This is a genomic window from Zhongshania sp. (assembly GCF_047636175.1).
Lineage (GTDB): Bacteria > Pseudomonadota > Gammaproteobacteria > Pseudomonadales > Spongiibacteraceae > Spongiibacter.
The window spans coordinates 1-15,160 of sequence record NZ_JBLIKC010000020.1; the positions used below are offsets into that span (position 1 = coordinate 1).

Sequence of the window (15,160 nt, forward strand, 5' to 3'; positions counted from 1 at the left end):
TTTTTTATATTATCCCTTAAGCAACCATTTGCATGCTGAGCCATTCCGCCACACAGGCGGGCTTGTCTTCACCTTCAATTTCAATCGTCACCTCGGTCTTAAATAAATACTGACCGGGCTTCTTTGAGCTTATGTCTAAAATCTTTGGAACCGCACGAATGCGCTTACCCACTTTTACGGGGGCAAGGAATCTGACTTTATCAAAACCGTAGTTCACGCCCATATAAAAACCATTGATTATGAGACTATATTCCTCGGCAAAATGCGAGAGCATAGAAAGGCTCAAAAAACCGTGGGCAATTGTACTACCAAAGGGCGAGGTTTTGGCTTTTTCTGGATCGACGTGAATAAACTGGTGATCCAAGGTACAGTCAGCAAATTTATTAATAGTTTCTTGGGTAACAGTAAACCAAGCCGTTGGCTCTGGCTCAAATCCGATCTTATCGGCTACCTGTTCTTTATCAACAAATGTCACCATGGGGCAATCCTCATTTTTTTAATTATCATTAGAACCAGTCGGCCTGCATGTCATAGCAGCTACTATCAAGATCAGTCAGAATTTTAGACCAGACGTGAATTTGAGGAAGCTCAAAACTAAAGAAATAGCGTGTCGCCTGAACCTTACCCTGATAGAAGCTACGGTCACTCTCGTGTGGCGACTTAGCCAGTGCTTCAACCGCAACAATCGCTTGCTTGAGCCACAACCAGCCAATAACCACGTTACCAAATAGCTCTAGGTATTTCACCGAATTAGATAAAACCATATCAATATTTTTATCTAACATCGATTTTAGCAGGAACTCAGTGGTGCTTTTGAGTACCGCAACAGATTCTGCCATTTGCTCTGCTAACGCGCCCAAAGCAGTATGTTTTAAAGCTTGATCTATGGTTGCCTGAAATTCACCCAGCATCAGTGAATAGCCCGCCATATTGTTCATTGGGACCTTGCGCGTAAGTAAGTCTAGCGACTGAATACCAGTGGTGCCTTCATGAATCGGGTTTAAGCGATTATCGCGATAGAACATCTCTACCGGATGATCATTGGTATAACCCGCGCCGCCCAAGACCTGTATGGCAATATCATTGGCTTTGGGACCATACTCAGAGGGCCAGGTTTTAACGATTGGAGTAATGAAATCCAGCAGCGTCTGCGCGTACTTCCGAGCTTCTTCTGTGTCGGCGGTATGGCTGTCATCCGCCAATTGGGCGCCAAACAAACACAGTGCCATGGCGCCTTCTGAGTAGGCTTTTTGGGCAAGTAGCATACGCCGCACATCGGCGTGTTCAATAATATTGACCGGCGCTGACAAAGGGTCTTTGCTCGATGGCAGACGACCTTGGGGCCGCTCTTTTGCGTAGTATAAGGAATACTGGTAGCCAGTGAGAGCTAGAGTCGCAGCGCCAGTACCTACCATGATTCGGGCTTCATTCATCATGTGGAACATGCACATCAGGCCGCGATTTTCCTCGCCCACTAGATATCCCACCGCGCCGCCATTTTCACCAAAGTTCAAGGCGCAGGAGGTTTGACCACGGCCACCCATTTTGTGGAATAGACCCGCTAATACAACATCATTGCGCTCGCCCAGTGAGCCATCTTCATTGACAAGAGTTTTGGGAACAATAAACAGTGAAATACCCTTGGTTCCTCTTGGCGCATCTTTAATGCGGGCCAGTACCAAATGCACAATGTTTTCGTTGAGGTCGTGATCACCACCTGAGATATATATTTTATTACCGGTGATGCGATAGCTGCCATCCTCGGCTTTAACGGCGCTGGTGGTGAGATCGCCCAAGCCCGACCCAGAGCTAGGCTCGGTCATGGCCATGGTGCCCGCAAATCGTCCCGCGTGCATCGGCTCAACCCAGGTTTTAATTTGCTCTGGGCTGCCATAAGCTTCAATTAAGCTGGCATTAGCTGAGGTCAACGCCATATAACCGATGGTGGTACTACCTGTGGCGGTCAAGTAGGCACTTACCATTGCGGCCACTATAGGTGGCAACTGCATGCCACCCAATTCAAAATCAGCCGTGGTTGCACCTAAGCCGGCAGCCTGAGCAGCATCTAAAGCCTCTTTGATCTCGGGGATCATAATGACCTTTTCGCCGTCAAAGGTCGGTTCATTACTGTCTATTTTTTTACGAATAGGCAAAAAGTATTTAGTGGCTATTTGCTGGGCAGTGTTAATTGCCGCATTAAAGGTCTCTATCGAATGATCCGCGTAACGAGCTCGATTTATGAGCTTTTCAGCATCAAATAGTTCGTAGAGCATAAACTGTATATCGCGTTCAGAGAGTATTGGCGCTGACATATAATCTGACCTAATTGTTTTGTAGGGGTACATTCTGACAAACTGACCATTCAGTCGCCACGACACCCAATGTCTAGATGAAATAGCCGAGCCGTTTAGCGGCTAATAAAATAATAAGGGGTGCGCTAGAGCCTGACCTGAGGCATCGCCAAAGGTGTATGCCTCATCCTCAGGATACATGGTAATGATGCTAAGCTGGGGCTCAGAGGCAAAGGCGCTAGGCCCCAAAGCCCCCATCATGGTGCCAACACTAAAAAACCGCTTTAACTCGCCATCAATGTCTAATTGCACCCGAAAACTCGCCATAGGCTCGGTGCGCGCGGCGCGCTGAGGCCAATCTGCGGGCACATTTGGGTAGGCTTGTAGACGCTCAATGGTATCGTTTGCGACGTCCGTGCCAGAGAACAAAGCCGTTTGCTGAATAGACATCAAAATAGCGGACAAGGTGTCCGGCCAATCGCTGACAATATTACCGGGACCAGAATTACTAAATATAAAGTCGTAAAAATTGGTGACCGATGCTAGCGCCTCGTCGCTCACTATTCGTGAGTAAAAGCTTACCCAGCCGCGGTTAACCATTAGGATATTGGCCGAGCTGTCCACTACCGAGGCGGGAAACGGGTCTAACGCCCGCAAATTCATCATCAAGGCCTTGCGAAGCCATTTTAACTCCGGCGCATTGAAATCGACCCGCTCTTCTCTGGGAGCGTAGCCGGCGGCGATTAATAAATGGGTTACATCACGCCGCCCCAGACCCATGGCTCGAGCAATATCCAGCACCATGACTTCACTGGGCCGACTATTACCGTTTTCAAGGCGGCTGATGTGCCGCGGTGAGCTGCTTAAGCGATCCGACAGATCTTCTTGGCTAAGATGATGGACACCGCGCCAAAACTTAAGAAAGCGCCCGAAAACCACTTTTGAACTATTATTTTTCATTAACAATGTTATCACGAAGTAAGAACCAGCTGTCGTCATCAAACCAGTTAGCAAACACCACGTAAAGTCCTATCGCGTTTCAATTTTTTGTGACACCAACTCTCCCATCGCATCCTCTACCCAAACGGCGGCATCACCTTGTGTGAGCTCACCTTTCACAAAATACTCCGCACCGGCTTCTAATGTGACAAGGACATCGCCTTCAACTTTGTAGATGTTATTGAATAGTGAAAAAAACGGCACCGATAGATAATTGACCGCGCGAATATGTACTATTCGGTTACCCGCAGGCACAGCGTGACGCCCTCGGCACACGTCTGAACCCAGCTGGCTATTGGCACCGCCGTCGTAAGTGCAAGCAGAGCTGGCATATATGGGCCTATCATCTACCATCGATAATTCATAAAAATGCCACTTGATCATCGACACTTTTCTAATACTATCATTGAGATGAGCGACAGGGCCGCTGTAAGTGGCTGGGGTATTAGGAATCTGGACACAAGCTGCCAATACCCAGCTCACCAAGAATACTGTGAGTACCTTTGGTTTTATCATCTTTGCACCGATTTCATACATAACCCAATAACAGCAACTATAAAAAGTATTCGCTCACATCTCATTGAGACATCGATTGAAGCCTCTAAACACGCGGTATTAAACATAAAACAACCACGCAATCATAGTTAGACCAGATCGATTACCTCAAGACCGCCACAGCAGACATTAATTCTACCAGTATCCGTATGCCGTCAACTCACCTGCCACCTAGCAAGTCGGCCCGCGGCCTAAGACTCTCGCCATCCCGAGATAATGGATACCTTGGCGACGGTTGATGATAGGCTGTTGTTAAGCGAAAAAATAATCATAAACCTAAAAAGACTTTTTCAGGAGACAGACACTATGAGCAACGACACGATTACATCCGGCCTGCAATTAAGATCATTAGTTACTGAGGATGGCCACCTAAAATTATTTTTGAAATCGGCACCGGTGCCCGAACCCGGCGAAGACGAAGTGGTAGTGAGAATTGAAGCGACCCCTATTAATCCATCCGATCAGATGACCCTCATCATACCAGCGGACGTAACCACCGGCGAAACTACTGGAACCGGAGCTGACACGACCTATACCGCTAAATTACGCAAAGGCATTGAGAGCCGCGTTAAACCCCGAGTCGGTAAACCACTCGCTGCGGGTAACGAGGGCGCAGGTACAGTTGTAAAAGCGGGTAGCAGTGACGCCGCACAAGCCTTACTGGGGAAAACCGTCGCGGTGCTAGACGGCGCGCTGTATTGTCAGTACCGAAAGGTTAACGTTATGCAGTGCATGACACTGAACGAGGGCACTACTGCAAGAGAAGCAGCCTCTTGCTTTGTAAACCCGCTTACCGCATTGGGGTTTGTAGAAACCATGCGAATGGAAGGTCACAAAGCTATTATCCATACTGCTGCCGCGTCGAATTTAGGTCAAATGCTCAACCGAATTTGTCTCAACGACGGCATCGACTTGATCAATATTGTGCGCAAAAAAGAGCAGGCTGAGTTACTAAAGGCTCAGGGCGCGAAGTATGTATGCAATTCCAGTGATGATACTTTTATGGCAGACCTGACTGCCGCTATTGAAGAAACGGGAGCATATATCGCCTTCGACGCCACCGGCGGCGGCAATCTCGGGAGTCATATTCTAGGCTGCATGGAAAAAGCGGCGTTAAAAGGTGATCAACATCCCGGGCCTTATGGTTCCACCACATTTAAACAGCTATATATTTATGGTGGTTTGGATATGTCCCCAACTGTTCTTAACCGTAACTTTGGCTTTAGCTGGGGTATCAATGCTTGGCTTCTCACACCTTTCACTCAAAAGGTTGGCCTGGAGAAAACAATGGAGTTGCGTCAGCGGGTAGCCAATGAGCTGCACACCACCTTTGCCAGCCATTACAGCGATGAAATTTCTCTGACAGAAGCGCTTGATAAAGATATTGTTGCCGCATATAGCCAGCAAGCTACCGGCAGAAAATTCCTGATTAATCCTTCTAAATAGCTAGGGCACAACATATGAGATCGCTAGTTAATTTATAATTATAACTTTAGCGATCTCTGCTTACTCTTTAATTTTTAGATGCGCTAGGCCGTTGCGATACTGGCGCTAGTAAAGCCCATTGTAGCGATGGGGTTTTTATTGACGGTATATAGCTATTAAAAGCAGTGCCACGGATATATTAAAGTCTCCACCTCATTCATGTGTCTTAGATAAGCAGATGAATCAATTATAAAAATAGCCACGAACTCACATATCAAGCTGGCGGTAATGGGTCTTTAAAACCGCAATCAGTATGAAGTTCGAGATATTTCCATAACAATAAATAGCGGGAATCGATAGTTATGAGCGCTGATTATAAAGATACGTCTAAAACCAGTACCAAACCGGGTGATAAAGCCACGCCGCCACAATCCAACCCAACAAGCGCGGCGTATTACTCGCTCGGTCTTCTGACCGTTGTTTATAGCTTTAATTTTATAGACCGACAATTACTCGCTATTCTTCAAGAACCAATTAAAGCCGACCTAGGCTTAACGGACTCTCATTTGGGCTTACTCACTGGGTTTGCCTTTGCAGCATTTTATGTAACCGCAGGCATTCCCATTGCACGTTGGGCAGATCGCGCCAATCGCCGAAATATTATTGCACTTGCGGTCTTCATTTGGAGCTTTATGACCAGTATTAGCGGCCTAGCGCAAAACTTTGTGCAGCTGTTATTTGCCCGAATTGGCGTTGGTGTTGGCGAAGCCGGTGGCGGCCCACCCTCCCACTCCATCATTTCTGATATTTTCCCCGTTGAGAAGCGCGCAACTACAATGGGCATTTATTCTTCTGGCGTCAGTATTGGTATTCTTTTCGGTTTTTTACTTGGTGGTTGGCTAAACGAGTTTTTCGGATGGCGAGTCGCATTTGTCGTGGTTGGGCTACCGGGTATATTACTTGCGATTATCGTTAGATTTACGATGGATGAGCCTGAGCGTGGTCAATCTGAATTAAGAAAGGCAAGCACGACCCAACCATCACTTAGAGAAGTATTTTCCGTGCTGTGGAACCGGCCGTCGTTTCGTTACCTGTCCATTGGCGCAGCGCTAAACGCCTTTGCTGGTTACGCAACAGCGAACTGGATAGCCTCCTTTATGATTCGCAGCCATAGCATGACGACTGGCGAGTTAGGGACATGGCTGGCAGCTATATTAGGCTTGGGCGGCGCTATAGGTATGATTTCTTGCGGGTACCTTTCTGACAAACTAGGTAAAAGCGACAAGCGCTGGTATATGTGGATGCCCATGCTCGCACTACTTATTGGCATTCCCTTCAACATTGCAGCATTCACTGTTGAGACCAAATATATGGCCTTAATGTCCCTTGTCATTCCGAGCATTGTTATAAATAGCTTTTTAGGTAATGTTATTGCCATGACTCACGGATTGGTGGGTCTGAGCATGCGTGCTACGGCGTCTGCTGTACTATTTTTTATCCTCAATATTATTGGCTTAGGATTGGGACCGTGGAGTGTTGGTATCCTCAGCGACATACTCACACCTAGCTTGGGTGCGTCCGCCTTGGGTACCGCACTGCTCTATATAGTGCCGCCAATAATGGCTTTAGCGGCAATATCGTTCTATGCGGCATCACGACACTTGAAGGCAGATTTAGCCCTCGCTCCGGACTGACGCGTCGGACCAAAGGGGCCAATTGAAGGGCCCCATTGACACGCTCTATTGAAAAACCACAGCGAATATCGCTAGTCACCGCAAGTATCGACTACCTCTCTCGCCACTCGCATGGCAGAGAGCGCGGCTGGGTAACCACAATACGCTGCAGCATGCATGATGATTTCGCGGATCTCTTCGGCACTGACGCCATTATTAAGTGCGCCTCGAATATGGCCTTTCAGCTCTCCGTGCGCCTGCAGCGCAATTAACATGGACACCGTGATAATACTGCGGGTTTTACCATCTAGGCCATCTCGGGCCCATACTCCGCCCCAAGCATGCTCCATTGCCGCCTCTTGCAGCGGCATATCAAAAGCGTTGGCATTGCCCAGCGACGCATCGACATGGGAGCTACCCATGACTTGTCGACGAATAACTTCGCCGATTTTTTGATCTTCAATACTCATAAAAATCCACTAGTAGCAGTTCGTCTAAAACAGGGTTTGTAAGCGATTGTAATATTATCCACGTAAGGCTGACTAACAACTATTTAACTACCTTCTTATAAGCAGGACATCATAGAGCATGATATCAAACTTGCTGACTATGTCTTATAGCATGAATACAACAAACACCTCGTTACAATCCCACAGCTATTAGCAGTATTGATTGTCAACAAGCGTGTCCGAGTCGCAATCGAAAAATATAACTGTATTAGGCGCATCTGATACACGAATAATCGCTTGCGCACATCAACCGCGCCACCATTTTAAAGCCTGCGCCCCGCAGTATGTATAGTTACCGCGCCAATATGCATAGCCGCTAAAAATGATAGGTTAGGTGGCTACTAATAGGGGGGGGGCGCTTCCACCAACAATCCATCAGCATGCTAGCTCAACTATAACAACGAGAGCCGGTGATCATGATTGAAAATGTAAAAACCGAATACGCCATGACCTTAGTAGGCGAGATAAATGCACCAGTCGCCATAAATAATCGCTTAATTTTTAATGTATTGCGCGGATCGTTTGAAGGGCCTGGCATCACCGGCGAAATGCAGCAGCCAGCTGGCGACTGGATTCAAGTTATGCCCAATGGTCATTGGAGACTGGATGTACGGTTCACCATTTTACTCGATGACGGAAACCACGCTTACGTCAACTATAGCGGCGTAGTACATATGGACGAAAACTTTCAAGCTCGCATCGGGTCTGGCGAAACCATCACCGGCGACGAAATATACTTTCGATCTGCACCATATATTGAAACGAACTCTGAAAAATATGCTTGGCTAAACGAATATGTTTTTATCGGAAAACTTCGGACATTTGGCGGCGGCAAAGTCATATATGACATCTTTAAAGTACTTTAATAAAAGTAGAATGGAGCCGCGTTAGTGAGATCCCTGGAAGCAAATATCGTAGAAGAATATATGCGTAATGAGGCCGCAAAGCTTGCTCAGGGCAAAGCGGAAGACTTTGTTGACGGTCTTCGACAAACCGTCGAGCGCATATTCACCGGCCATGAGGATAAGCCTCAGGCCATGCTTTCTATGCTAACCATGAGCGCAGATTGCAGTGCCGCCGAAATACAAGCTGGCAATACTCTTTGCGAATGGATTACTCATGTCGATTCAGACCCGGGCAGACGACTACTCTATGTGCACGGTGGCGGTGGCCTAGCCGGCTCAGCATCTACACATAGGGCGCTTGCTTCTCGTATTGCCGCACAAACCGCTTGCGTGGTTTTGAGTATCAATTATCGCCTTGCACCGGAGCACCCCTACCCAGCGGCCTTAGACGATTGCATAAAGACCACAAATTGGTTAGCGATGAATTCACCAGCTGGGCGCAGTGAAGCCGATCAATTATTCATGGTCGGCGACTCTGCTGGTGGCGGCCTGGTTTTAGCTGCGCTCCTCCGTCGGCGCAACGCTCTTAAAATACAGCCTAGCGCCGCCGCAACTCTATCGGCATTAACAGATTTCACTGCGCAGTCGACGTCGATGGTAGAAAATCAAGCCTCAGATGCCTTGCTATCAGCACCGGCTATTTTGGCTGCGGGAGGCTTATATTCCGGAGGCCTAGACCCCAATAGCCCTGAGATATCACCCTTAAAGGCAGCGATAGAAAATCTTCCTCCACTGCTCATGCAGGTTAGTGGCTCTGAAGTACTCCTCGACGATTCTAAGATATTTATGAGGGAACACTTAGCTCACGGGGGTGAAGGCGAGCTAAGTGTCTACCCTGGGATGGTCCATGTTTGGCATGCTTTTGCACCGTATTTGCCCGAAGCAAATAGCGCCATCGCAGAGCTGTCTGCCTTTATTGATCGGTATAGATCTTAGGCACATTTAAGAAAATAAATAATAGATCATGGCTTGTCGGTATCAGCCCTAAGCCCTAATCCCTAAACCATGATCATCACAAATGAATCTGCGAGAAGGAAGTGTCATGGAAAGCGTTAAACTCGATTACACAGCGTATGACGAAAACATAGTGGCTAATGGCGGACCAGGCGACTGGAAAGGCATCAATCCGTTTGACCCTGACTATCGCATCGACCCGTACCCAGGAATAAACGCGCTGCGCGAAGCAGATCCAATAAACCTCACTCCGGTAAACACGTGGCGCATCAATCGATTCGACGATATTCAGAATATACTGAGAAATGCCAAAACTAGCCAAACCCTTTCAAGTGGTTTATCTCCCGGCTTCGATCCACTAGATCGGCGTGGCAGTTTCCTAGAGTTTGTTCTTAATAAAGATGGCGACGAGCATGCCCGCTTACGAAAAATAATTGTACGTTCCATGAATATGAAGACGGTGCGCGCAATGGAAGGTGCGGTAATAGAAACTGTAAAAGAGGTTATGGATAAAGCTCTAGCTGATGGTGGACTAGATATTATCAAAGACCTTGCGATGGTAGTGCCATCTAGAATGGTGTGCACCATCATGGGTATTCCTGAGGAAGATCGAGAAATGTTCGATCGCCTCACGGCCATCAGAACTAATGGGTTCTTCGCCCGATTCCTGCCTCCAGAAGTGCAAGAACAATTGCGACAGGCCGGCAATGATATCGCTGATTACTTTGAAAAACTTGTCGCGACAAGACGAAAAAACCTCGGTGAAGATCTTGTCAGTCAGCTAATTATTTCTGCCGATCAAGATGGCGTTATACCCGATGAGCAACTAGCGGTTCAGGCTATCGGAATTATTGTTGCCGGCTATGAAACCACAATCGGACTTATCGGCAATGGCTGCCGTTCACTGATAGAACACCCAGATCAATTAGCGCTCTTTCGTCAGGACACTAGCCGCGTCAACGCGGTAATTGACGAGGGGCTGCGCTACGATGCACCCATTCACTTTATATGGAGAGTACTAACCGAGCCCTTTGAAATCGGCGGTAAATTACTCCCGAAGGATGCCGTACTCTGGCTGCATATTGCGGCAGGGAACCACGACCCCATGCGGTTTGAAAATCCCGACACCTTTAATATTTTGCGTGAGCGTAATGCCAATGTCTCGTTCGGTGGTGGCGCTCACTTCTGTTTAGGGAATCAGCTGGCCAGAATGGAAGCGCGGCATGCCTTAACCGAGTTTTCTGAGCGCACAAAACACCTAAAAATCAACGCCGGCGGCATCGTCTGGTCACCCTCATTCTTTCGCGTAATGGGGAATTATCCAGTCACCTTCTCATAAACTTAAAACGCCACCGAAGGGTGAACCGATTATTATCGGCGCACTCTCATGCACCATCAAATTAGTACAATAATTCTAGGAGGTACAGCTAATGTTAGCCGGTCAGATGATGACACAAGCACTCACGATTACGTCGATTATGAAGTTTGCGGATCGCGTATTTCCAGATGTTGAAGTTGTATCCTGTACCGCTGACAATCCACTACATCGCTATACTCTCGCAGATGCGTTCCGTCGCAGTCGACAACTCGCAAATGCACTGGCAGCGGCAGGAGTCCAAACCGGTGATCGAATCGCCACATTAGCGTGGAACGATTACCGACATTTCGAGCTATATTATGCCGTACCCTGTTCTGGCGCGGTTTGCCACACCATCAACCCACGATTATTTCCTGAGCAAGTTGACTATATTATTAATCACGCCGAAGACAAATTACTGTTTACTGACCCGGCCTTCCTACCGCTGCTTGAACAATCACAAGGCAAACTACCGAAGCTAACAAAGATAGTAGTCTTGACCAACGCAGCCAATATGCCTCAAACCAGCCTGTCGAATATTGAAGACTACGAAAGCTTTATTGCAGGCCACTCTGATCATTTTAACTGGCCAGATATTGACGAGAATACCGCCAGTGGGCTTTGTTATACCTCAGGTACAACGGGCAAGCCCAAAGGCGTCTTGTATAGCCATCGCTCATGCGTACTGCATTCCTATGCAGCGGCACTACCAGATACGATGAACCTTTCTTCTAAGGACGTAATACTACCGATTGTTCCTATGTTTCATGTTAACGCCTGGAGTATTCCCTATTGCGCAGCAATGGTGGGTGCGAAGATTGTTTTCCCCGGATCCAAAATGGGCGATGGAGAAACCTTGCAGCGCCTAATTAGTAGTGAACAGGTTACTATTTCTGCCGGGGTACCCACTATATGGTTGGCACTACTGAACTACCTGCGAGAGAGTGGCAAAACAATATCAAGTTTAGAACGAATCGTGGTGGGCGGCGCTGCCTGCCCCTTATCAATCATAGAAGAATTCCAGGAAAAACACGGCATTTACACCCATCACTCATGGGGCATGACGGAAACTAGCCCCTTAGGTGTGTTCAACACGCTTAAGTCAGGAATGGATGCTCTGCCCAAAAAGGAGCTAAACCAAATTCGTCTAAAACAGGGCCGCCCCGTATTCGGCGTTGATTTACGAATTGTCGCCGACGATGGGAGCATCCAGCCCTGGGATGGTGAGTCCATTGGGGAGGTTCGCATTAAAGGAAACTGGATTTGCAGCGGCTACTACAAGGACAAAGGCATCACTAGCCATGACGAACATGGCTATCTAAAAACCGGCGATGTCGCTTGTATGGATAGACAGGGCTATATGCGTATTACCGACCGCCGCAAAGATGTTATTAAATCCGGCGGTGAATGGATAAGCTCCATAGAGCTAGAAAACGCAGCCGTCGGTCACCCAGCAATTTTTGAAGCAGCGGTAATTGGTATACCAGACTTAAAGTGGAGCGAACGTCCGCTACTAATCGCGGTAAAGTTAGCTGGAGAAATAATCGATGAGAAAATGCTTTTATCCTATCTCGGCGGCAAAGTCGCTAAATGGTGGGTACCCGAAAATGTAGTATTTATTGACGAACTTCCACACACTGCCACCGGAAAAATAAGCAAAAAAGATCTCCGAAGTCAATTCGCCAATTACATTCCGAAATAACAATGCACACACTCATTTTTAAAAAATCATAAGGCACTAAGTGACTGCGGGTATCACATCCTAAATAAAGTAAAGCTCACCTCCCCAAATTAACTCCATATAGTGCCTATCGGCGTGTCTGATGGTAGATTCGTTGCACACTGGGCTTGAAGTAGTTCAGCGCAGGCTAAAGCATCGGTCAAAGCATTATGTTGTCGATAGTAAGGCAAGTGGTAGCGAGTGCGGCTGTCAGCTAGGCGAATGGATTCCGCTTGTCGCCCAAGCAGACTGCGCCAAAGATTTTGACGAATAGTGCGAGCGAAGCGCGCCTCGAGAGCCATGGTATCGATGACGGGAAATTCGATACCCTCGTGAATATGACGTCTAAGCGCCGCATATAGAAAACGTTGCTCTATAGGGCTGTGATGGGCGACAACAATTTTACCCTGCAAACATCCTAGCAACTTGTCGATTAAGGTAGAAAAATCAGGGGCATCAGCTACCGCGGAATGGGTAATACCGTGAACGACAACAGAACTTGAATGCAAGCGTGTTTCTGGTTTTATAATCCAGTGTCTAGCGGCATTGCAACGTATACGGCTGGTGCTCATGGGTACCAAACCAATACTGATAATACTGTCTTGCTTGGGGTTCAAACCGGTAGTTTCGAAATCTAAGGCCACCATAGGCACGTCGGTAATTAGCGTTGACGGTGGCACAACGCCCTGCTCATAAAAGGCTTTTAAGGCAGGATATTTACTGGTTTTCGCCAGTAGCGCAAAACGACTGGACCAGTCCACCTGTCCGCCTTGCGACATAGCATGAGCCTGACCAGCAAACTGTTTTCTGGCAAGATAAAACATGTAAGCTCCTCAATTTACCCTGCCCAGTTGATATCTGAACTTCATAAAGCGCTGAGCGCTACTTAATATTTGAAAGGCTTCTTTAAGATTTTTGCGCTCAAAATCTGATAAATTCTCGGGTTCAATATTGTTGTCCGGCTCGCGTTTTAACTCGATATCTACGGCTTGATCACGGATTCTTACCATAGCAATAAATTCTAGTGCATCGCGTAAATCGAGCCCTCTGCCAGGCGGTAGTATTCCCGCCTCAATAATATCTTCTAGGCGATCAAAGGTGTTGCGCGCAGACGATCCCACAGCCAAAGCATGTAGGCGAACGAGATCGGCGATCGGGGCGGTGCCACGACGCTTCATATTGATAGAATTAGTTTGGCGACCATCTGTTTCCATCACAAAATCTTTGAAAAATCCTAAGGGAGGCGTTCTGAGCAAGGCGTTACGAGCCATACATGCTAAAAATCGCGGATTTTTTTGTGCCTTTTGACGGATAAAAACATTAAGTTGTTCTGCCCAATGGATCTGACCCCACACACCCTCTAGGTCAAAAAATATTGCGCTGTGTAATAACGACTCTGCACTAGGTTGCTCAATCCACTGACTAAAATATTGCTGCCAAACAGCCAATGGTTGTCGCCACTGAATATTGCTCGCCATTATATTTCCTGTGCAATAGCTATAACCACAACGCGCCAAACCGTCACTGACAAAGGCCGCCAAGCCCCTAAAATATTCGTCATGTAACTTGGGATCAAAGTTATTATCAAGAATAAGAGCATTATCCTGATCGGTCACTATTAGCTGTTCGCCGCGCGCCATTGAGCCTAAGGCTAAAAAACAATATGGCACCGGCGGAGGCCCTAAATGCATCTCGCCAAGCTCACACAGGCGCTGTTTGAAACTACGCCCCACCACAGCCATCGCACTGCCAATCATTTGCGAGTTGGCGTCTTGGTGCACCATGCGTGTGAAACAACCTTGTACTCCCTGAGTAAGCACGGCTAACTCATCGACGCTTTGGGCACTATAAATACTCTTCACCACAAATAAACTATTTTGCGATTCGTAACGCAAAATATCGAGATGACTAATAAGGCCGATAGGCACTTTTTTCTTAAGAACAGGAAGATGCTGAACATTGTGTTTTAGCATCAGCATCATCGCTTCAAACACAAACTGATGACTCTGCACATAGATCAGTTCTGACGTCATAATATCCGCCACTGGAATATCACTACTTAAGCCCTGTGCAACCATGTGCTCACGAATGTCTAAGTCAGTAATAATGCCGATAACTGGATCTTCATGCTCTATCTGGTCTTGTTCGGAACGAATGATTAATAGTGAGGATAGATTCTCCTCGGTCATGCGAATAGCGGCTTGATGCACCGTGGTGGAGCTGAATACGGTGACCGGTAAAGCGGTGATTAAAGTCGCTACTTTAGCTGTTAGCAAGGTATTATCGTCTTCCCACTTGACCATGGATTGACGTAAACGGGTTTGATCTTCCACTTCAACAAAATCTGCAAAATGCTCGAAATTATCGAATAAATAATTAAAAGTTTCCTTGCTGATGAGGTACACCAGGGTATCTTCAAGGGCGGTGACAGGGAAACGAACTGGGCGATTAAGCATTAAGCTCTGTTCGCCAAAAAATTCGCCCGCCTTTAGGCGATTATATAATTTTCCGTCTCGGCGAAATACTTCTACCGCGCCGCTGCGGATGACGTACCACTGATGATTGTCTTGCCCTAAGGGCAATATATCCGACTTCGCCCGATAATAAGCGACTTCAATATTATTGGCTACGTCGCCCAGCACTTTGTCAGGTAAGTTTGAAAATGGTGGGTGACGCCGAAAAAAATCCAACACTTCGGATTGGTCAGCCTGCATTATTGAGCTCCGTACTTTACTAGCATAACTCGCCTCGAAGCATTATAGCTTCAAGACG

At 47.3% G+C, this 15,160-nt stretch carries 13 protein-coding genes; 6 read left to right on the forward strand and 7 right to left on the reverse strand.

Annotated features, from left to right (window positions below; all coding sequences use genetic code 11):
- Positions 1 to 16: 16 nt before the first annotated feature.
- The 4 genes from ACI955_RS12455 to ACI955_RS12470 all read right to left on the reverse strand — a co-directional run bounded on the left by ACI955_RS12455 (position 17) and on the right by ACI955_RS12470 (position 3,806).
- A complete protein-coding gene (locus ACI955_RS12455; RefSeq protein WP_415244138.1) occupies positions 17 to 475 on the reverse strand; it encodes a MaoC family dehydratase in 459 nt (152 codons plus the stop codon).
- Between the two features lie 31 nt (positions 476 to 506).
- The gene (locus tag ACI955_RS12460; protein ID WP_415244068.1) at positions 507 to 2,312 is read right to left on the reverse strand and encodes an acyl-CoA dehydrogenase; all 1,806 of its coding nucleotides are present in this window, start codon (positions 2,310 to 2,312) and stop codon (positions 507 to 509) included.
- 102 nt (positions 2,313 to 2,414) lie between these two features.
- Entirely contained in the window at positions 2,415 to 3,251 is an 837-nt protein-coding gene (locus ACI955_RS12465; protein WP_415244069.1) for a helix-turn-helix domain-containing protein, read from the reverse strand.
- A gap of 69 nt (positions 3,252 to 3,320) precedes the next feature.
- Positions 3,321 to 3,806 (reverse strand): hypothetical protein, encoded by a 486-nt coding sequence (locus tag ACI955_RS12470; RefSeq protein WP_415244070.1) that lies wholly within the window; start codon positions 3,804 to 3,806, stop codon positions 3,321 to 3,323.
- Between the two features lie 345 nt (positions 3,807 to 4,151).
- Between ACI955_RS12470 and ACI955_RS12475 the strand changes: the two genes are divergently transcribed.
- Both ACI955_RS12475 and ACI955_RS12480 read left to right on the forward strand, forming a co-directional pair.
- On the forward strand, positions 4,152 to 5,291 hold the full coding sequence (locus ACI955_RS12475) for a zinc-binding dehydrogenase (RefSeq protein ID WP_415244071.1): 1,140 nt from the start codon (positions 4,152 to 4,154) through the stop codon (positions 5,289 to 5,291).
- 341 nt (positions 5,292 to 5,632) lie between these two features.
- A complete protein-coding gene (locus ACI955_RS12480) occupies positions 5,633 to 6,964 on the forward strand; it encodes a spinster family MFS transporter (RefSeq protein WP_415244072.1) in 1,332 nt (443 codons plus the stop codon).
- Between the two features lie 71 nt (positions 6,965 to 7,035).
- Here ACI955_RS12480 and ACI955_RS12485 read toward each other — a convergent pair whose 3' ends face one another.
- On the reverse strand, positions 7,036 to 7,413 hold the full coding sequence (locus tag ACI955_RS12485) for a carboxymuconolactone decarboxylase family protein (protein ID WP_415244073.1): 378 nt from the start codon (positions 7,411 to 7,413) through the stop codon (positions 7,036 to 7,038).
- A 455-nt stretch (positions 7,414 to 7,868) separates the two neighbouring features.
- Between ACI955_RS12485 and ACI955_RS12490 the strand changes: the two genes are divergently transcribed.
- From ACI955_RS12490 to ACI955_RS12505, 4 genes are all read left to right on the forward strand, one after another.
- Positions 7,869 to 8,318, forward strand: coding sequence for a DUF3237 domain-containing protein (locus tag ACI955_RS12490; RefSeq protein WP_415244074.1), 450 nt, complete (start codon positions 7,869 to 7,871; stop codon positions 8,316 to 8,318).
- Positions 8,319 to 8,342: 24 nt separating this feature from the next.
- A complete protein-coding gene (locus tag ACI955_RS12495; RefSeq protein ID WP_415244075.1) occupies positions 8,343 to 9,293 on the forward strand; it encodes an alpha/beta hydrolase in 951 nt (316 codons plus the stop codon).
- Positions 9,294 to 9,399: 106 nt separating this feature from the next.
- Complete coding sequence (locus tag ACI955_RS12500) at positions 9,400 to 10,650, forward strand: cytochrome P450 (protein WP_415244076.1); 1,251 nt, start codon at positions 9,400 to 9,402, stop codon at positions 10,648 to 10,650.
- 91 nt (positions 10,651 to 10,741) lie between these two features.
- A complete protein-coding gene (locus ACI955_RS12505) occupies positions 10,742 to 12,370 on the forward strand; it encodes a long-chain fatty acid--CoA ligase (RefSeq protein WP_415244077.1) in 1,629 nt (542 codons plus the stop codon).
- A gap of 89 nt (positions 12,371 to 12,459) precedes the next feature.
- Here the strand turns inward: ACI955_RS12505 and ACI955_RS12510 are convergent, their stop codons facing one another.
- Both ACI955_RS12510 and ACI955_RS12515 read right to left on the reverse strand, forming a co-directional pair.
- Positions 12,460 to 13,212 carry a 3'-5' exonuclease gene (locus ACI955_RS12510; protein ID WP_415244078.1) on the reverse strand — a complete coding sequence of 251 codons (753 nt, stop codon included), beginning with the start codon at positions 13,210 to 13,212 and terminating at the stop codon, positions 12,460 to 12,462.
- 9 nt (positions 13,213 to 13,221) lie between these two features.
- The gene (locus tag ACI955_RS12515) at positions 13,222 to 15,102 is read right to left on the reverse strand and encodes a putative nucleotidyltransferase substrate binding domain-containing protein (RefSeq protein WP_415244079.1); all 1,881 of its coding nucleotides are present in this window, start codon (positions 15,100 to 15,102) and stop codon (positions 13,222 to 13,224) included.
- Positions 15,103 to 15,160 lie beyond the last annotated feature (58 nt).